General features: G+C 45.2%; 18 protein-coding genes. 7 read left to right on the top strand and 11 right to left on the bottom strand.

Annotation, left to right across the window (positions count from 1 at the left end; all coding sequences use genetic code 11):
* Genes AC2UZJ_RS04900 through AC2UZJ_RS04925 form a run of 6 tightly spaced genes read left to right on the top strand, consistent with a single transcriptional unit; the run spans position 1 to position 6,372 of the window.
* On the top strand, positions 1–1,857 hold the full coding sequence (locus AC2UZJ_RS04900; protein WP_486949009.1) for a TonB-dependent receptor domain-containing protein: 1,857 nt from the start codon (positions 1–3) through the stop codon (positions 1,855–1,857).
* A 3-nt stretch (positions 1,858–1,860) separates the two neighbouring features.
* Positions 1,861–2,664, top strand: a complete 804-nt coding sequence (locus tag AC2UZJ_RS04905) for an ABC transporter substrate-binding protein (RefSeq protein ID WP_486949267.1) — start codon at positions 1,861–1,863, stop codon at positions 2,662–2,664.
* 17 nt (positions 2,665–2,681) lie between these two features.
* Entirely contained in the window at positions 2,682–3,473 is a 792-nt protein-coding gene (locus AC2UZJ_RS04910) for a thiazole synthase (RefSeq protein WP_486949010.1), read from the top strand.
* Between the two features lie 8 nt (positions 3,474–3,481).
* The gene (gene thiD, locus AC2UZJ_RS04915; RefSeq protein ID WP_486949011.1) at positions 3,482–4,309 is read left to right on the top strand and encodes a bifunctional hydroxymethylpyrimidine kinase/phosphomethylpyrimidine kinase; all 828 of its coding nucleotides are present in this window, start codon (positions 3,482–3,484) and stop codon (positions 4,307–4,309) included.
* Positions 4,310–4,347: 38 nt separating this feature from the next.
* Positions 4,348–5,028, top strand: coding sequence for a protein-L-isoaspartate O-methyltransferase family protein (locus AC2UZJ_RS04920; RefSeq protein WP_486949012.1), 681 nt, complete (start codon positions 4,348–4,350; stop codon positions 5,026–5,028).
* Between the two features lie 9 nt (positions 5,029–5,037).
* Entirely contained in the window at positions 5,038–6,372 is a 1,335-nt protein-coding gene (locus AC2UZJ_RS04925; protein ID WP_486949013.1) for a TolC family outer membrane protein, read from the top strand.
* A gap of 12 nt (positions 6,373–6,384) precedes the next feature.
* On the opposite strand, the gene AC2UZJ_RS04930 is transcribed toward AC2UZJ_RS04925, so the two are convergent.
* The 11 genes from AC2UZJ_RS04930 to AC2UZJ_RS04980 form a co-directional block, all read right to left on the bottom strand.
* On the bottom strand, positions 6,385–6,876 hold the full coding sequence (locus AC2UZJ_RS04930) for an adenylyltransferase/cytidyltransferase family protein (protein ID WP_486949014.1): 492 nt from the start codon (positions 6,874–6,876) through the stop codon (positions 6,385–6,387).
* A gap of 6 nt (positions 6,877–6,882) precedes the next feature.
* Entirely contained in the window at positions 6,883–7,737 is an 855-nt protein-coding gene (locus AC2UZJ_RS04935) for a ferritin family protein (protein ID WP_486949015.1), read from the bottom strand.
* 22 nt (positions 7,738–7,759) lie between these two features.
* Entirely contained in the window at positions 7,760–9,313 is a 1,554-nt protein-coding gene (gene ubiB, locus AC2UZJ_RS04940) for a ubiquinone biosynthesis regulatory protein kinase UbiB (protein ID WP_486949016.1), read from the bottom strand.
* On the bottom strand, positions 9,300–9,956 hold the full coding sequence (locus AC2UZJ_RS04945) for a ubiquinone biosynthesis accessory factor UbiJ (protein ID WP_486949017.1): 657 nt from the start codon (positions 9,954–9,956) through the stop codon (positions 9,300–9,302). The genes ubiB and AC2UZJ_RS04945 overlap by 14 nt, the downstream gene beginning before the upstream one ends.
* A gap of 73 nt (positions 9,957–10,029) precedes the next feature.
* A complete protein-coding gene (locus tag AC2UZJ_RS04950; protein ID WP_486949018.1) occupies positions 10,030–11,013 on the bottom strand; it encodes a Tim44 domain-containing protein in 984 nt (327 codons plus the stop codon).
* A gap of 67 nt (positions 11,014–11,080) precedes the next feature.
* Positions 11,081–12,667, bottom strand: a complete 1,587-nt coding sequence (locus tag AC2UZJ_RS04955; protein ID WP_486949019.1) for a phytoene desaturase family protein — start codon at positions 12,665–12,667, stop codon at positions 11,081–11,083.
* Entirely contained in the window at positions 12,664–13,458 is a 795-nt protein-coding gene (locus tag AC2UZJ_RS04960) for a glucose 1-dehydrogenase (RefSeq protein WP_486949020.1), read from the bottom strand. Before AC2UZJ_RS04960 ends, AC2UZJ_RS04955 begins: the two co-directional genes overlap by 4 nt.
* A complete protein-coding gene (locus AC2UZJ_RS04965; RefSeq protein ID WP_486949021.1) occupies positions 13,455–14,057 on the bottom strand; it encodes a cysteine hydrolase family protein in 603 nt (200 codons plus the stop codon). The genes AC2UZJ_RS04960 and AC2UZJ_RS04965 overlap by 4 nt, the downstream gene beginning before the upstream one ends.
* A 28-nt stretch (positions 14,058–14,085) precedes the next feature.
* On the bottom strand, positions 14,086–14,622 hold the full coding sequence (locus AC2UZJ_RS04970) for an aromatic-ring-hydroxylating dioxygenase subunit beta (RefSeq protein ID WP_486949022.1): 537 nt from the start codon (positions 14,620–14,622) through the stop codon (positions 14,086–14,088).
* 12 nt (positions 14,623–14,634) lie between these two features.
* A complete protein-coding gene (locus AC2UZJ_RS04975) occupies positions 14,635–15,942 on the bottom strand; it encodes an aromatic ring-hydroxylating dioxygenase subunit alpha (protein ID WP_486949023.1) in 1,308 nt (435 codons plus the stop codon).
* Positions 15,943–15,962: 20 nt separating this feature from the next.
* Positions 15,963–17,129 carry an ABC transporter substrate-binding protein gene (locus tag AC2UZJ_RS04980; RefSeq protein WP_486949024.1) on the bottom strand — a complete coding sequence of 389 codons (1,167 nt, stop codon included), beginning with the start codon at positions 17,127–17,129 and terminating at the stop codon, positions 15,963–15,965.
* Positions 17,130–17,290: 161 nt separating this feature from the next.
* Here AC2UZJ_RS04980 and AC2UZJ_RS04985 point away from each other — a divergent pair, with 161 nt between their 5' ends.
* On the top strand, positions 17,291–18,271 hold the full coding sequence (locus AC2UZJ_RS04985) for an AraC family transcriptional regulator (RefSeq protein ID WP_486949025.1): 981 nt from the start codon (positions 17,291–17,293) through the stop codon (positions 18,269–18,271).

Raw genomic sequence — 18,271 nt, forward strand, 5'->3', positions numbered from 1 at the left:
ATGACTTTACGCTCTTTCCGCCCCAGCCTCGCCTGTACGGTGTTGGCTAGCCTTGTTTCTGCTCCCGTTTTTGCTCAAACCCCCGTTCAACAATTAGATCAAATTGTGGTGACTGCAGCGCGTACGCCACAGTTAGAACAAAATGTAGTGGGTGACATTACCGTTATTAATCAAGCAGAGCTCGCTAAAGCGGGCCAAAATAGCGTAGCAGAAATCCTGTCGCGCCAGCCTGGCATTGAGTTTTACAGTAATGGTGGCCCTCAAACCGTCACCAGTGTTTCTATACGGGGAGCCAATCCTAACCAAACCTTAGTACTCATGAATGGAATGCGCATTAACGGTAGCGTACAGGGCGGGGTGAACTGGAATGCCATTGACCCAGCCAGCATTGAGCGTATTGAGATTATACGCGGTGCTGCCAGCAGTTTGTATGGTGCGGATGCCATTGGTGGGGTCATTAACATCATCACCAAACAAGGGCAAAAAGACCAAGCCACTCAATTCTACGGTTCCGTAGGCGTGGGTAGCCATAAAACCGTTAAATCCAGTGTGGGTTTAGATGGGGGCGTAAATGGCTTTACTTATAACTTCAATGCGAGTTATGCCAAAAGTAACGGCTTTAACTCCACCCATAAAAACAATGCCTTTTCCTATTATGGTGATAAAGATGGCTATCACAGCAATGCCTTTACTGGTGCTTTAGGCTATGAATGGGCGGACGGTCAACAGATTGGTATCAATGCGTACAATAGCTACATAAATGGGGACTTTGATGCTGGGGACTTTTACCCAGACGCTTTCACCCAAACTCGCCAGCAAAGCTATGATGTTTTCAGTAAAAATCGTTTAGCAGACAACTGGGTCAGCACGCTTACTTTTGGCTTAAGCAAAGAGCAAAATGCCACGCCCATCTATGACAATACGTTTAGTACCCTACAGCGCCAATACAGCTGGCAAAATGATATTGCTTTAACAGCCAACCAAGACCTATCATTGATAGCCGAGCGCTTGGAAGAGCGCATTGCGCATAGCGCTACGGATTACACCAACACCGACCGTAATACGAATTCATTTGCTGCCGTTTATAGGGCTGATTTTGGCCCACATAATCTACAAGCCAGTGTGCGTAACGATAATATCAGCGGTATTGGTCATCGTACAACGGGTGGTTTGGGCTATGAACTGGATATCACACCAGAGTGGTCCGTAGGTGCTGCCGCCAATACCGGCTTTAGAGCGCCCACCTTCACTGAGCTCTATTCACCTTTATCTTATGGCTTTCAAGGTAATCCAAACCTCAAGCCTGAAAAATCAAAAAATATTGAAGCGCATGTCGCTTTTGATAACGGTGGCAGCCAATTTAAAGCCACGGTATTTCAAAACAAAATAGATGACTTAATTGATGGCTATGTGTGCAATAGCAACTTTGAGTGCACCGCGATGAACGTTGATAAAGCCACCATTCGCGGCGTTTCTTTATACGGCGCTCATAATTTTGGTGATGTAAACCTATGGGCTTCCGCCGATTTCCTCAACCCTAAAGATGATGCCACCGGCAAGCAACTCACACGCCGTGCTAAACAAAATATCAAAGTGGGTACCGAATACCAATGGCAAGATCTAGGCTTGGGCGCAGAGTACCAATACACCAGCAAACGTTACGACAGTGCAGATAATAGGGAAGAAACGCGCTTAGGCAGCTATAGCTTAGTGAATTTAACGGCTAGCTACGCCATTCATAAAAACCTAGATGCGCATTTGCGCTGGAATAATGTGTTTGATAAAAATTATTACAGTGCTTACGGCTACAACATGCCCGGTTCTAATGTGTTTTTAAACTTTGCTTGGCGCATGTAATTGATGAAATACGCCTTTGCCGTGGCCGCACTGCTGCTTTCCTTTAGCAGTGCGGCCTATGAACGCGCCATTAGCTTAGCGCCCAACATTACGGAATTGATTTATGCCATTGGTGCGGAAGACAAACTAGTGGCTACTGTAGATAGTAGTAACTACCCGCCTGCCGCACAAGATTTGCCACGTGTGGGTGACGGCGTCTCCGTTTCTGCGGAATCGTTATTGGCTTATAAACCGGATGTGGTGTTTGCGTGGCAGCCTACGCGAGCTTTAGTGGCTTTAGAAAACACCTTAGCGCAAAGCGATATTGCATTACATTATGTGAATCCACAATCCCTTAGCGATATTGCTGATGCCGTCTTACAGTTAGGTAATTGGTTAGATCAAAGAGAAAAGGCCGCAGTCCTTAATCAGCAATGGCAACAACAACTGCACCGCCTAAAGCAGCAATACCAAAGCAACAGCCCTAAAACCGTTTTCATTGCTCTAAGCACCGCACCTCTTTACACCTTAAATGATGCCATCAGTAATGACGTATTAAACCTATGTGGTGCACAAAACTGGGCGCAACACAGCAGCACCGTGGCCCCGGCAGTTAATATAGAGCAACTATTCACTGCACCAATTGATGGGATAATTTATACTGCTATGGATAAGCCTTTAACTCGTATAGTAAAAATGCTTGATGCTGCACAGGTCCAGCCTGTAGCCACTTATAAGGTTAATGCGGATCAGTTTTATCGAGCCGGGCCACGTTTATTTGAGGCCACAGAACTTCTCTGCACTCAAATATCACCTATTGAAAAGTAAACCACAACACAAATCTCATGACTGCAGATCCTTTTGTAATTGCTGGAAAAACCTACTCCTCACGCCTTTTAGTGGGCACAGGAAAATATAAAGACTTTGACGAAACACGCCAAGCCGTAGACACCAGTGGTGCTGAAATCATTACGGTAGCCATACGCCGTACCAATATTGGTCAAGACGCAAGCCAGCCTAGCCTTTTAGATTACCTGCCTCCTTCTGAATTTACCTTATTACCCAATACTGCTGGCTGTTACACCGCTGACGATGCGGTGCGTACCTTACGGTTAGCACGTGAACTATTAGACGGCCGTAATCTAGTCAAACTAGAGGTTTTGGGTGATCCCACAAATCTCTTTCCTAACATGCCTGAAACCCTCAAAGCGGCTAAAACCTTAGTAGATGAAGGCTTTGAGGTGATGGTGTATTGTGCTGATGACCCCATCCAGTGCAAGATGCTAGAAGACATAGGCTGTGTAGCCATTATGCCTTTGGCTTCTTTAATTGGTTCGGGTATGGGCATTATTAACCCGTGGAACTTACGCTTGATTATTGACCAAGCCACCGTGCCCGTATTAGTGGATGCCGGTGTAGGTACGGCCTCAGATGCCACCATCGCTATGGAGCTAGGCTGTGATGGTGTATTGATGAATACTGCCATTGCAGGCGCTCAAAATCCGATTCTTATGGCAGCTGCTATGCGCGATGGTGTGAAAGCAGGCCGTGCCGCCTATTTAGCGGGCCGTATTCCACGCAAATACTACGACGCAGACCCAAGCTCACCGACTGAAGGCCTTATTCATTCTAGGTAGTAATTATCATGATTCCTAATACTCTTAGCGTTGCTGGCGTTGACCCTTCTGGAGGCGCTGGTGTGATTGCAGATGTTAAAGCCATGAGCGCTTTGGGCGCTTATGCTACCGGTGTGGTAGCGGCACTCACTTCTCAAAACACCCAGGGTGTAGTTGGCATCTACCCTATTGATCCTGCTTTTATTAAAGAGCAAATCGATGTGCTCTTTGATGATGTACGCATTGATGCCGTCAAAATAGGTATGCTAGGCCAGCAACCAGTAATACGCACAGTGATTGAACGCCTAAGTCACTGGCATCCTAAGCACATAGTGCTTGATCCAGTGATGGTAGCTAAGAGTGGGGATCATTTACTAGAAAAGGCGGCTACCGCAGAAATGCGTGAAGGCATGCTACCTTTAGCCACTATGATTACGCCTAATCTACCGGAAGCCGGTGTATTGCTAGCTATGCGCCCTGTAGAAACCGTAAAAGAAATGTATGGGGTAGCAGAAAAACTACGTAAACTCATGGCAGATGATAACAATCGCTGGGTATTTTTAAAAGGTGGTCATTTACCCGGCTCTGAATGCACCGATTTACTTTATAACGGTGATCAAATGATAGAAATGCCCGCACAGCGTATAGAGACTAAAAATACGCATGGCACAGGCTGTACTTTATCTGCAGCCTTAGCCGCATTATTGCCCCAACATACCAGCGCCATTGACGCGGCTAAAGCCGCTAAAAAGTATCTGTACGAAGCCATTGCTCGTTCTGGCGATCTCTCTGTAGGCTCTGGCCATGGTCCAGTTAACCATTTCCACCATTGGTGGCCTATAATACCTTCAAACTAATTTATCTCTACCTTTTTATATAAAGACCTCTAACCACTATGAAAATACATGCGCTGTCAGAACTCGAGCTCGCCCGTTATTATATGGTTGAACAACAAATTCGCCCTTGGTACGTAGAAGACGAAGGGGTGTTAGAGGCGCTATATAATGTACGTAGAGAAAATTTTGTACCTTCTGCTTACAAGGGCATGGCCTTTGCTGATAGTGAAGTGCCTTTAATTATTGATGAAGTAGACACCAATGAATACATGCTTAAGCCCGTCATTGAAGGCCGCTTAACCAGAGAGTTGCAATTACAGCCTACAGACGGTGTGCTTGAAATCGGCACGGGCTCCGGGCATCAAGCCGCTCTATTGGCTTACTTAGCTCAGCATGTAACTTCAGTAGAAATTAATAGCACTTTAGCTGCATTTGCTACAGATAATTTACAGCGTGAAAAAATCACTAACGTTACAGTAGAAATTGGCGATGCGCACGAAGGTTGGGGTACCACTGAATACGATGCCATTTTACTTACTGGTTCAGTACACGTAGTTCCGGATGCCTTAAAATATCAGTTATGTATAGGTGGCCGTCTGGTGGCCGTAGTAGGCACAGGTCCCATCATGACAGCCACTCGTATCACACGCACTAGTGCCGCTAGCTTTGAGACCACGCCACTCTTTGATACAGTGATTAAGCCCTTGCGCGGCAGCAGTGTCTCACGCTTTAATTTTTAAACCTTTTCTATGCGATTTGTCTTGCAGTTATTAGCCACCATAAGTCTGAGTTTATCGGTGGCTGTTTCTTATGCAACTCCAGCCCTAGATCTTTGGGATATTTGGCAACTAGCTCTACAACGCGATCCCATCTATGCTGCCCAAAGAGCCAATACCCAAGCCAATCAAGAAAAAATCAATCAAGCTCGAGCAGAACTACTGCCGCGTATTGATGCCGTTAGCGCTATACGCCATAACGATGTGCGCCGCGTCTCAGGCTTAGATAGAAGTCAACATCACAATCCCAATGAATGGCAGCTACGTTTAAACCAACCACTCATAAATCTCAGCGCTATAGCTCAGTTTGAGCGTTCACGTTATCTGGCTGGCATAGCAGTACTTGATTTAGAACAGGCGCGTAATGATTTGTTTTTACGTGTAAGCGAAGCGTATTTTGATGTATTAACAGCCCAAGACAGTTTGAAATCATTAGCTGCTGAGCAAGAAGCGATAGAACAACAGTTACGGCTAGCTGAGTATGAGTTTGAGCTAGGGGGCGCCACCATTACTGACTCTTACGAAGCGCAATCACGCTTAGATTTAGTGATTAACCAGCGCATTAGTACAGAAAATAATTTACAAGCGGCTAAAAACCAATTAAGCCGTATTGTTGGCCAACCTATTTTTGTATTAGCCCCCTTAAATCCTAACGCTGAACTGCCCGCCCCTGAACCCTTACAGGTAGATGCTTGGCTTCAACAAGCGGCACTAGGTAGTATTACTATTGCCAAAACCAACTTAGCCATACATGCTCAAGAGCAGCAACTACAAGCCAATAAGCGTGAACATGCCCCTACCCTATCCTTACAGGCTCATAGCGGTAGCCAAAGTAACCAAGGTATTTATGGGCCTAATAATGGCCCACGGGCACTCAATAGCAGCATAGGCATCGAACTAGCCATTCCGATTTATCAAGGAGGAGCGATTTCCTCAAAAGTCCGTGAAAACGCATCCTTACTACAGCAAGCCAACTACGAACACGAAAACGCACGCCGCCTCACCGCGGAAAATATCAACACGTACTTTATCAGTGTGAATAACGGTATACGCCAAGTGAATACCCTGCAATCGGCAGAACAAACGAGCCTAAAGGCAGTAGAGGCTAATGAGCTAGCTTATGAAATAGGCGTACGCACGAATATTGATGTACTTAATGCACAAAAGCAGCTTTACGAAACGCAACGTGCCTTAGCAAAGGCACGTTATGACACGCTGCTCTACAGCATCAGGCTTAAAAGCACGGTAGGCCAATTACAAGACGATGACATTGCAGCCATTAGTCGTATGTTAATACCAGCACCTTAATCCTTATACTTCTCAGCCTTCTGGACGTTGGCGTATTTTATCTACTAAAGCTGTAGTAGACCTCTCAAAGGTGATGGGAATCGCTACGGCATCTCCCCCCCAACTACGTACTAAAGCCGTCTCAGGCAAACTTTCCATATCGTAATCCCCACCCTTTACAATAAGATCGGGTTTAAGTTCAGAAATAATCTGCTCAGGGGTAGATTCCGTAAACACAGTAACCGCACTAATAGAGGCCAAAGCGGCTAATAATGCACACCTATCATTCTCATTATTAATGGGTCTATCTGCACCTTTATTAAGACTGCGCACGGAGACATCAGAATTTACGGCTACGATTAAGCTTGCACCAAGCTGCGCTGCGGCATCTAAATAACTGGCATGACCCCGGTGCAAAATATCGAAAACTCCATTCGTAAACACCAAAGGGCGGGCAATTTGCCCGCCTTTTACCGCAGCTACTAAGGCGTCACGGCTGTATATTTTTTGCTCAAAGCTTATCATTACGTATCATTCAGCCGTAACGATTTGCTTGCTTAAGCTTCTACGATAACGATTTAAGGCCGAAGGGGATTCAAATTCTTCGCCCATTAACAGCGACATATTGTGCAAAATGCGTGTGCTCACACGACCTTCCCACTCTTTATCAAAGCAAATCTGGTTATCGAGCCAATTTTCTAACCAGCCTGGGGTGGGTAGTTTGGATTGCACGGTGTCGTTTGGATACATGTCTTTATTGACGTGTAAATTTGTGGGATGCAAAGCTTGAGCGGTACGATGTGCTGATGCCATAAGTACGCCGATTTTAGAAAAAGCCAAACGCGTATTTAATTCCGCTTGCTCATCGCCCAACTTTAATGCTCTACGCATATAACGTAAGTAAGCCCCTGCATGACGGGCTTCGTCTTGACCTACAATCTGATAGATGGCTTTAATCACAGGCTCAGTGTGCCAATCCGCCGCACGTCTGTACCAGTGGTTTAGGCGCACTTCGCCGCAAAAATGCAGCATAAGTGTTTCCATAGGAGGAGCAGGGTCAAACTCAAAACGCACTTTATGGAGCTCTTCCTCGGTAGGTACAAGCTCTGGGCGAAACCTACGTAAATACTCAATCAACACCAATGAGTGTTTTTGCTCCTCAAAGAACCAAATGGACATAAATGCGCAAAAATCACTATCATCACGGTTATCACGCAAAAACATTTCTGTGGCAGGCAAAGCAGCCCACTCAGTAATGGCATTCATTTTAATGGTATAGGCTTGCTCATCAGTGAGTTTACTACCATCAAAATCATCCCATGGGATGTCATGGGCCATATTCCAGCGTACGGCTTCCATTGATTTAAACAGTTCAGGGTAAAGCATAGTAATCCTTATCAATTATTGATCAATGCACTAGAGCCCATAGCGCCACCACAATTGCTATTGCCAGTATGGCGCAGAGTGTAGCTAGCAGCTTATTATTTTGCTGCTGTGAAATGCGAAGTAGTTTTAGTTCGCGCTGCAACTCTGGCCGATAATCTGGGCGATTTAAATTGTCAAAAACCAAGCGTGGAATTTGTGGTAAAAGTTGTGACCACTGCCCCGCCTCTTGGTTCATACGTTGTTTTAGACCCGCTAGACCTACACGCTGATGCATCCAGTTTTCTAAATAGGGTTTAGCGGTATCCCATAAGTCTAAGTTTGGGTCTAAATCACGCCCCATGCCTTCTACGTTTAAGAGAGTTTTTTGCAGCAGCACAAGCTGTGGCTGAATTTCTACATTAAAACGGCGTGAGGTTTGGAACAAACGCAACAACACTTGGCCTAGTGATATTTGTGATAGCGGTCTGTCGAAATATGGCTCACAGACTGCACGTACCGCTCCTTCTAACTCATCTTCACGAGTATGGGCTGGAACCCAGCCTGACTCTATATGTAACTGAGCTACACGGCGGTAATCACGATTAAAAAAGGCTAAAAAGTTTTGCGCTAAATAATTTTTATCAAATTCAGATAAAGAACCCACAATACCAAAATCTAAGGCAATATAACGCCCTATCGTTTTAGGGTTATCTGATACGTAAATATTACCTGGGTGCATATCAGCATGAAAAAAACCATCTGAAAACACCTGACTAAAAAATATCTCTACCCCTTTACGGGCTAAGTCTTGAAGATCCACACCTGCAGCCAGTAAACGTTCTACTTGGCTTACGGGTATGCCTTTCATGCGGTCCATGGTGAAAACATTAGTGGCACAATAGTCCCAATGCACCTCAGGCACCATTAACAACTCGGCACGCCCAGACTCCACAGAGAAATTACGACGTAACTGGCTGCAATTAGAGGCTTCACGGATTAAATCCAGCTCATCATGCAAATGCTTCTCAAACTCCGCCACTACTTCACGCGGACGTAAACGTTTACCATCAGCCAATAAGCGATGCATTATATTGGCAAAGGTACGCATTAACGCTAGGTCTTTGTCTATGGCTTCACGCATGCCTGGGCGCAAGATTTTTACTGCCACCTCACGGCCATCTGGCAAAACAGCAAAGTGCACTTGCGCAATAGACGCTGAGGCGATAGGGTCTATATCAAACTGCTTAAAAATAACATGCGGCGAAGCCCCTAGGGCCTTTTCTACTGTTTTAGCAGCTAATTGGGAAGAAAAGGGTGGTACCCGATCTTGTAATAAGGCTAACTCAGAGGCAATGTCAGCCGGTATTAAATCACGCCTAGTAGACAGCACCTGACCAAATTTAACAAAAACAGGGCCTAATGATTCTAAGGCTAAACGCAAACGCACGCCACGGCTCTCTTTAGGCTGACGCCTAAACCGCAACCACTTTAAAAGCCTAACAGCCCACGGATGCTGAATACCGGAAAGCACTAGCTCATCTAAGCGATACTTAAAAGAGATGTACATAATAAAGAGAAAGCGACTAATTCGTAACATTTAGCTTCCCCTTTAAAAGAGCAGTACGCTGCTCTAAGGCTTGTAAACGTTGCTCTAACTGCATAAAGCGATCTTCCCATAAGTATGAGTAATTTGAGCTTACTAACAAACCGCTTTCCTCGCCTAAAAACTCAGCTACATTTGACTCAGCATGCTTAGCGGTACGCTGACTGCTAACTATCAACTGTTTAAGCAGTGCCATACTACGAACAGCGAATACATCTCCCGTATAACGTGCTATTTCTGCTTCGGGATCTAAACGCAGCTGACTCACTATTTGAGCCACAGCATGCGCTAAACCGGCATCACCCTGTATATGCACTAACGCTAAGAGCGCATCAGGATTAGGCGTAGATTGCGTTAAGATCGCCGGAAATTGCCGTAAATGATCTGCCGGAATTGTGAGCTGCACATCGGCTTGCTCTACAGGCTCTGTAAGCACCACGGTGCCAGCATAACTAAAGCTAAGAGGCAAATGTAAGCTGCCTATGGTTATGCCTACGGTACGCCCTACGTATTGCGCTAAACGTGACTGAGCCCAAGGCTCACGGTTTAACACGGCATTAAGCGCCCGCACTACTACAGCAGTGGGGCGCAGGGCTGACGGCATGGGCAGCGAAGCAAAAAGGGCTGGCAAAGACACAGTCTAAGTCCACCTATACAGTGAGAGTTAAATAAAGTCTTAGTTTAACCCTTTGTGCTTGCTAATACACACTTTACTGATTGGGATTAATCTGCTGAATACCAGCTAATAACCAGCCAGTCCCTTCGGCTTTGTATAAGTTCCATACTTCTTCAAAGCTAAAGGCTTCGGTATTGGCTTCTTCACGCAGCATACCAGAGTAGCGCACACTCGCTAAATGACCGTCTGTTACTTTTTCAATGCCGAGTAACTCAGCATTTAATAAGACGATTTGTGTTTCTTGAGCGCCTTCGCGTGCTTGAATCTCAGGGGTAATCTCTTTAAGTAAATCATCAGTTAGATAATCTCTTAAAACGGCTGGATTGCCTTGATCCCAGAGATTTTGAATCTCACGAAACTGCGTTTTCGCATTATTTAAAAAGCTAGTGATATCAAAATCATCGGGAATAAACCAAGTAGGGTCTATTTCTTGAGTAGCTTGTACGGACTCAGACGCAGCTGCAACCGTGGCTGCTGCCGGGGCTGCGGTATTTTGAAACTCTGTAGGACGACTAGCAGGCATGGAAGGTGTGGACTCTCGGTACATAGGCGTGGCAGAGCTAGCAGCCGATTGCGTAGCAGGCTTTTTAGCACCTCCGCGTAAACGACGCACCACAAAAATCACCGCAAAAATCACTAGACCTATGAGCACCATGCTAGATAAGGCTTCTAGCAAAGGCCCAGCCAAACCTAGGCTAGACAATAACGCTGCAATGCCCAAACCTGCGGCAATACCCGCTATGGGCCCTAAAAAACGTGACATGCCAGTTTTAGGAGCAGCGGCGGCACCACTACGTGCGGCATTCGCACCTGCGGGTGTGGCTGTATTACGGTTAGCATTAGCGGCTGGGGGGGTTACAGCTTGACGCTGTTTGGTTATGTTAGAAGATTGGCGACCAAAACTCTTACCACCGCCCATGCGACGGGCCTCTGCATCAAAAGAGGCACCCAACATAGCTAAGGTAGAAAAAGCCAGCACTACCACCATCAATAATTGGGATAGACGCGTAGATATCATGAAAACTCCTGTGGCGGAATAAAACTTACAATAAGCTGACAGATTAACACAATATCTACTTAGTGCGCTAAATTAAATCAGCCACTAATAAACCAGATCCGCCGCCTAGACCTGGACCAGGATGCGTGGCTGCACCTATATGAAAAACATTTTTTATGGGTGTTTGATGGCCTTTTACTGCTCCTTTTTTAGCAAAAGGGCGGAACCAGAAAAACTGATCTAAAGAGCACGCCCCCGAATAAATATCACCACCCACTAGGTTTGGATTTAAATGCGCTAAATCAGCGGGAGATAACACCTTACGCCCAATAATTTGAGTGGATAAATTAGGTAATACCTGCTCCAACTGTTGAATAATGCGATCAGCCACGGCCTCACGCACAGACTCTGTCCAGCCTTGCTCTGCATCAATAACAATTTCACCTTTAGCATCGCCTTTAAGTTCGCGTGGCATATCTTGAATTTGTAACCATAAAATCCAACCACCCTCTGGAGCCCGACTCGGGTCCACCGCTACCGGCTGGCCAATCGCTATGGTAGGTGTACTTGGTATGAGACCACATTCAGCTTGCATCACACCTAAAGACACCTGATCTAAATCTTGCGCCATATGCGCTAAAGGTACTTTTAGCATTTCCGCATCCGACCAATTCGGTAAGGAATCTAAGGCCAAATGTATTTGCATGGCACCACGCCCGTAACGGTAATTTTGCGCTGCTTTTTTAACTGTTTTTGGTGTATGTGCAGCAGGTAAAAGCTGTTCATAAAGTTGATTGGGAGTGACATTACACACTACGGCTTTATTCGCTTTGTAAGTTATATCACCTGCTTTAACCCCTACAGCTTTACCGTTTTCCACAAGCACTTGGTCTACTTGAGCATTCGCTATAAAACGCCCACCTAAGCTTTCAGTGAGCGCAACTAAAGCATTCACTAATTGAGTGCCACCTCCTTTGACCACCGGCATCCCACCTGCTAACACCGCCGCAAAAGTTAACTTGCCTATGAGTGCAGAGCCTGCATCTTGAGGGCCTAACCCTGAATGTAATACCCAAGGCGCCATGGTGGCTTCTGTAATACCGTGTTTAACATGTTGTTGAGACCAGGTTCTAAAGGGAGCCAAAGCGCCCGCAGCAAAAGCCAATAATTCGTCTACCCCGCGTTGACGCCATTGCTTAAAAAGCAATTTAAATGTGGAAAATTTATACGGTGAGCCACCTAATAAACCAAATAATAACTCAGCGTTTTGATTAAATATTTCATCGGCCATTTGGCCAATTAAAGGGCCATCGCCTACAGCCACGGTATTTAAGCGCTCTATCGCATCTTCTATATCTTGCTTAAAGGCTAATGTTTGCCCTTCATGCGTTACTACACCCGTGGTATAGCCATTATTTAGGAACTCCACCCCGGCGTGATCTAAATCCTCTTTTAAGCGGGCGTAAGCACCACCGCCTAAAAACAAGGGGTACCAAGACGCCATTAACTCATGGGTATAGCCCGGAAACAAACTTTCAGTGCGTATACAGCCACCAAATACAGCATTACGTTCTAGCACTAGTGGCTTCAAACCACGTTTGGCTAATAAAGCAGCACAAACTAAGGAATTCAAGCCACTGCCTACTATAATTACATCTGCATTTTGCTCACTCATGCCTGCCCCTTGTCGAACCAGTGTCTAGGCCCCTTACCCTGGTCTGGGCCAAGAATAGAAAAGCCACCATCTACAGGAATATCTACGCCAGTAATCCAGCTCGCCTGTTCAGACGCCAGAAAACTCACCACCTGAGCCACTTCTTTACCATCTCCAACTCTACCCAATGGATGAGTAATTGCGCCTACGGCATCGGCCTGTTCACGTTGATTATTTGCCATGTTTGCTAGTGCCGGTGACCAAGTCCACGCCGGCGACACTGCCACCACACGGATTCCTTGAGGAGCCAACTCCACAGCCATATTTTTTGTTATTTGTAGCATCGCTGCCTTAGAAGCCGGATACAGCATGCGACCTGCGGCCGCCACCTTCCCTCCTATGCTGCCCATATTAATAATGACGGAGCCTGCAGACATGTGAGGCACCACTTTTTGGCTAAATAAAGCCGCGGAAATTAAATTCACCCCTAAGGTGTGATGCCATTGCTCGCGGCTAGAGGCCAAACCCGAATCATCATAAATACATGCATTATTTACCAGCACATCTATACGGCCAAATTTATCTACTATCTGCTGTATGCAATCATCAATGGCCTGATCATCTTGAATATCGGTACGAATAAATAAAGCCGTGCCCTCCTTTTCTAATAGTCGTTGACGCTGCTCACCCTTATCTTCGGCTACACCTAGGATGACCACTGCATCGCCTTGCGCTACGAAATACTGAGCAATATCCGCACCTAAACCTTGGGTGCCACCAGTCACTATTATTACGCGCTGAGACTGACTCATACCGCAGCCTCTTTAAAAATATCTGTCATGTGTTGATCTCTATGGATTTGGGCAATAAGCGCCATGCTGGCTAAGGAGGCCTCATGTGTTGCGGGGGGGGCACCGCAAGCCGCAGCAGGCACTACTACCTCATAGCCCATATCTACCGCATGCCGCACGGTGCTTTCCACTACAGAATGCGTCGCCACCCCGGCAATCACCAAACGCTGCGGTTTAAGCTGACTTAAAATTGCTTCTAAGGTAGATGCATAAAAAGCATTAATGCGTTTATGGGTAACCACAAACTCAGCACTGCTTGACTCTAGGGGCGCCAAGCTTGACAAAAACTCCACGCCCCAACTACCTTCTTGGACCGCCTGCAACTGCCGCACTCCTTCAAATATAGGGGCATTATGAGGCAAATCCGCATAATCTGGCCTATAGGCCACCCGTACATGAATAATTGGAATATGTGAGGCTCGGGCTTCAGCTAACAAATCCTGCGCAGCGGTAATAATACGCTGGCGCTCAGGGCTATTTGCTTCCACCCCCACGCGAATTTTGCCTTCTTCATGTAGCACTTCATTTTGATAATGCAACGCTAATAATACGGTAGTCACAGATGGGTCCTTTACGGCTTAAAGAGGGTTAAATATGCACTTCTAAGCTGGCGTGCACTTCTTCTCTGTTAACTAAATTAACTTGCTTCATATAGAGCTTCCAGCTATCGCCATGCTCAGCCAGTTTATAAATATACGAACCCGCTAATTGACGCTGTCTGTTCTCATCACGCCATTCGGTGGATTGAAAAGCGGCCCTAACCACTAAGTAACCGTCTTTATCTTTACCTTCTATGGAGATATTACCCATAAGACGAGACGATCGGGTTTGAGGTTGCTGGGACCAATTACGTTCATTTTCTAAACGACGTACCCGTAATTCGCGCAGCATTTTGTTTTCCCAAAACAAAGAAATATGATCATAAGGGCTGGTTTGATCAAAAGACTTAGGCACCCAATACATGCCATCATCCGTCCAAAGATCTAACCACTCTTGCCAACAACGATCATCAAGTAAGCGCGCTTCTGCGTACAAGAACTGTGCCACTTGCTCTTTCTCTTCTAGAGAAAAGTTAACTGGCTCTAAATTATCTACGCTTACGTCAAAATCAATATCAAATAACATAATCCCCTCCTTTTAGGCATCCAACATGAATTTTTTCCATGCACGGTATAAGTTACGTACTGGCAGCTCACTGGTGCCGTTGGTTGCCTTATAACCGCCTTCGATGGTTTCATCTGTGCCGTGATAACGGTGCATACTGATCCAGTCACCACCATCTACCAAGTTACCTTGCTGACAACGACCATAAAGCTCTACGTCGTCAGGCATCACATTAGAAGAAGGAGAATTAATTAAATTGGCATACATTAAGCCACGATGAAATAGCTCCTCAGGTGCTCCTTTTAATCTAAAGAGCTGAATTTCCACCTCAGTTTCATCCACCGCTACAGGACGAATCACGCGAAACTGCTGAAATACCGTATGGGGAGAGCCACTGCCATAAAGTACAGTGTTATGGCGGTTTTCACTTAAAATTTCTAATGCTCTCTGCTCACCATATGCATCGCTTAAGAGCTCATAATGACGCTTAGAAACGGGATCGGTTTCAATAGAGCCTGGATCAAATATCCCTTCCATATAGCCATGACCATTATCAAAGGCATATAAATCTAGCTGCTCCCAGAAGGTATAAGGCTCGCCATTACCTGCCATAATATGCAGCTCTAAAGGCATGTTGCCTTCCACCTCTGCCTGCTCTTTGGCGGCGGCATGGGAGGACTCATGAGTGACTACCGCATGCATGGTGTCGTGGAGATTTTCATAAAACACTTTCCAATTAGAGGGCTGTTTCACCTTAAAGCTACCTGGCACCACCTCAACCTCACCCACAGGAGAGCGATCACATAAGTTATCTATGGAGCTGATTACACCACCCAAAAACTCCTCTAAAGCGTCACCTTCGGCTGATTGGCTCGCAAATACAAAACCTCTATAGCTTTCTATGCGAGGGAGACGACGCATAGAAAAATCCGGGTGCTTAGGATCAAAACAGGTACCCTCAAATCCGCCACGCATAGGCGCGGCTAAGTGATCACCATCTAGTTTAAAAGTCCACGCATGGTAAGGACAGCGGAAAAACTTTCCGGTGTTACCACAACCTTTAGCCACCACTTGAGCGCCTTTATGGGGGCAGCGATTATAAAGCACATGCACTTTTTTATCGCTACCACGCACCATAATCACGTCTTGAGTACCAATGGTGGTAGTAATGTAATCCCCCACATTGGGTACTTGGCTTTCATGGCCCACATACACCCAGACTTTTTTGTAAATTCTATCCATTTCCAGCTGGAAAATAGCCGGATCGGTATAAAGCTTTTTATGTACACTTTCATCACGAATCATGTGATGTAAATCTTCATTACTGTATACGTTTGTCATGTTGTCTCCTATTTATATAGTTATAGTTTGCAGTTTTTAGCAAAAGGATCTTCATAGTTTTCAAAAATCATTTCAATTAATTTATTTTTAATTACCCCATCCTCATCTTTATATACTTCGCGCATATAATAATTTTGAATGGGATAGTTATTAGTATTGAAAGAAAAATCCCCTCTTACAGATTCAAAGTTTGCCTTTTTTAATTCGGCGCGTAGCTTATCTTTATCTTTGAAGTCCCCATCTATATTTTTAATAGATGCGTCTAGTAAGCGAGCGGTGTCATAACCTTGGGCCGCATACATAGAAGGAATACGATCATATTTTTCTTGGAAGGCTTTCACAAAAGCCTGATTGGCTGCGTTATCTAAATCCGGCGACCATTGAGAGGCGTTCATCATGCCCACCATGGGTTCTCCTACCGCTTTAATGGTGTCTTGATCTGCAGAAAAACCCGGGGTGTAAATCGTGATTTGTTCATCTAAGCCAGAGCTCACTAACTGTTTAATAAAACTAACGCCCATCCCGCCAGGTAAAAAGAAAAAGACGGCATCTGCACCAGAAGCTCTAATTTGTGCGACTTCAGCAGCAAAATCTATCTGTCCTAATTTCACATAAATTTCGTCTGCAATCTCCCCTTCAAAGTAACGCTTAAAACCACCTATGGACTCTGTACCACCGGGATAATTCGGAGCAATTAAAAAGACTTTGTCATGTTTTTGTTCTGTAACGTATTTACCCATAGCAGAAGGGATGTCTTCGTTCTGCCAAGAGACGGTGTAATAGTTTTTATTGCAATTTTCACCGGCGTAGTCTTCAGGTCCCGTGTTAGTAGAGATATAAATGGTGTCATTTTTTAAAATACGCGGCATCACAGGTAGCAGCACATTAGAAAACACCATGCCTGTCATTAAATCCACTTTTTCACGGCGCAACAAACGTTCTGCCGCTTGACGCCCTTCATTCGCATTTTGTTGGTCATCGGCAATAAAAAGCTGGGTATTCACGCCACCTAGCTGATTATTTGCTTGCTCTAAAGCCAGCTCAAAACCATCTTTAATTTCATTACCTAAAGCAGCACCAGGACCCGATAAAGTGGATAGAAATCCCACTTTAAGATCATCGGCCGCCAATGCAGTAAAAGATAGTCCTAGCGAACCTATTAGCAAGCTAATACAGGTTTTTTTCATCGCTGTCTCCTTTTAACTAGTAAAAACCCTTAGGTTCTACTCGTCATTATTTGTTTATTTATTAATACTTTATACCTAAACAATGTTATGTTAGGTTTCTACCTTAAACTAGCCATATTTGGATAAATCTATCCGTTTTGAGCAATTATTTGGAGACAATTATGACAACATGGCTCCTAAATGGTTTACATAATCTCTACGCTCAGCCGCCTCTTTTTGAGTCCATAGACCCGGCTATAGCAAAATCAAAAACATCGGGAATGCTCAAAGAGCATCGTTTAACGTGGAGTGCTGGGAAGGTGAACTCAGCCTTGCGCTGTGTAGAGGTAGGCGATCTATCTTTTATGTTGCTGCGCTATGGGGCTGCTGTACATGTGGCGCCAGACGCACTGCATGATTTTTATCTATTTCAAGTGCCGGTGCAGGGAAAATCATCCATAGGAGTGGGTAAACACACGGTTATTGCAGATCAGAATACAGCTACTATTATCTCTCCTAAGCTGAATTTACAGCTAGACTGGGAAGAAAACTGCGAGCAATTTTTAATTAAAATTCCCAAAAACTTATTAAATGAAGCCTGTATGCAATTGCTGGATATTGCACCTGAGGAACAAATACAGTTCCACCCTCAATATCAAATCAATAGCGCTCATGGTGCAGCGTGGCAGCATCAAATTAGTACCGTACTGGCTTATGCATTGTCAGAGCACAGCTTGCCTACCCGCTGGTTAAAAAACCATGAACTAAGCTTATTGCAGCATTTATTACTCACGCAACCTAATAATTATTCGCGTTACTTTCACCACTCTCCCCGCATGACGGGGCAACGCCGTTTGCGTTTAGCTAGACAGTATATTGATCAGAATCTAGGAGAGAATTTAAGACTGGAAGATATTGCACATGCCTGTGAGTCGAGCGTGCGTAGTTTAACGGAAGCTTTTAGAGTGCAGCTAAACATCAGTCCAACGCACTACATTAGAAAAGCACGCTTAGACGCGGTGCATCAAGAGCTTATTAGAGCTAAACCCACCGCGCAAGTCACTGAAATCGCCATACGGTGGGGATTTAATCATTTAGGGAGATTTAGCGCTTGGTATAAAGAAGCCTATGATGAATCTCCCCATGAAACTTTACAAAAATAA

The organism is Paenalcaligenes sp. DL 309 (genome assembly GCF_057475285.1).

Bases quoted from the DNA above. Each gene is read 5' to 3' on its own strand.
- AC2UZJ_RS04900 (WP_486949009.1), top strand. From the start codon at position 1: ATGACTTTACGCTCTTTCCGCCCCAGCCTCGCCTGTACGGTGTTGGCT.
- AC2UZJ_RS04905 (WP_486949267.1), top strand. From the start codon at position 1,861: ATGAAATACGCCTTTGCCGTGGCCGCACTGCTGCTTTCCTTTAGCAGT.
- AC2UZJ_RS04910 (WP_486949010.1), top strand. From the start codon at position 2,682: ATGACTGCAGATCCTTTTGTAATTGCTGGAAAAACCTACTCCTCACGC.
- thiD (WP_486949011.1), top strand. From the start codon at position 3,482: ATGATTCCTAATACTCTTAGCGTTGCTGGCGTTGACCCTTCTGGAGGC.
- AC2UZJ_RS04920 (WP_486949012.1), top strand. From the start codon at position 4,348: ATGAAAATACATGCGCTGTCAGAACTCGAGCTCGCCCGTTATTATATG.
- AC2UZJ_RS04925 (WP_486949013.1), top strand. From the start codon at position 5,038: ATGCGATTTGTCTTGCAGTTATTAGCCACCATAAGTCTGAGTTTATCG.
- AC2UZJ_RS04930 (WP_486949014.1), bottom strand. From the start codon at position 6,876: ATGATAAGCTTTGAGCAAAAAATATACAGCCGTGACGCCTTAGTAGCT.
- AC2UZJ_RS04935 (WP_486949015.1), bottom strand. From the start codon at position 7,737: ATGCTTTACCCTGAACTGTTTAAATCAATGGAAGCCGTACGCTGGAAT.
- ubiB (WP_486949016.1), bottom strand. From the start codon at position 9,313: ATGTTACGAATTAGTCGCTTTCTCTTTATTATGTACATCTCTTTTAAG.
- AC2UZJ_RS04950 (WP_486949018.1), bottom strand. From the start codon at position 11,013: ATGATATCTACGCGTCTATCCCAATTATTGATGGTGGTAGTGCTGGCT.
- AC2UZJ_RS04955 (WP_486949019.1), bottom strand. From the start codon at position 12,667: ATGAGTGAGCAAAATGCAGATGTAATTATAGTAGGCAGTGGCTTGAAT.
- AC2UZJ_RS04960 (WP_486949020.1), bottom strand. From the start codon at position 13,458: ATGAGTCAGTCTCAGCGCGTAATAATAGTGACTGGTGGCACCCAAGGT.
- AC2UZJ_RS04970 (WP_486949022.1), bottom strand. From the start codon at position 14,622: ATGTTATTTGATATTGATTTTGACGTAAGCGTAGATAATTTAGAGCCA.
- AC2UZJ_RS04975 (WP_486949023.1), bottom strand. From the start codon at position 15,942: ATGACAAACGTATACAGTAATGAAGATTTACATCACATGATTCGTGAT.
- AC2UZJ_RS04980 (WP_486949024.1), bottom strand. From the start codon at position 17,129: ATGAAAAAAACCTGTATTAGCTTGCTAATAGGTTCGCTAGGACTATCT.
- AC2UZJ_RS04985 (WP_486949025.1), top strand. From the start codon at position 17,291: ATGACAACATGGCTCCTAAATGGTTTACATAATCTCTACGCTCAGCCG.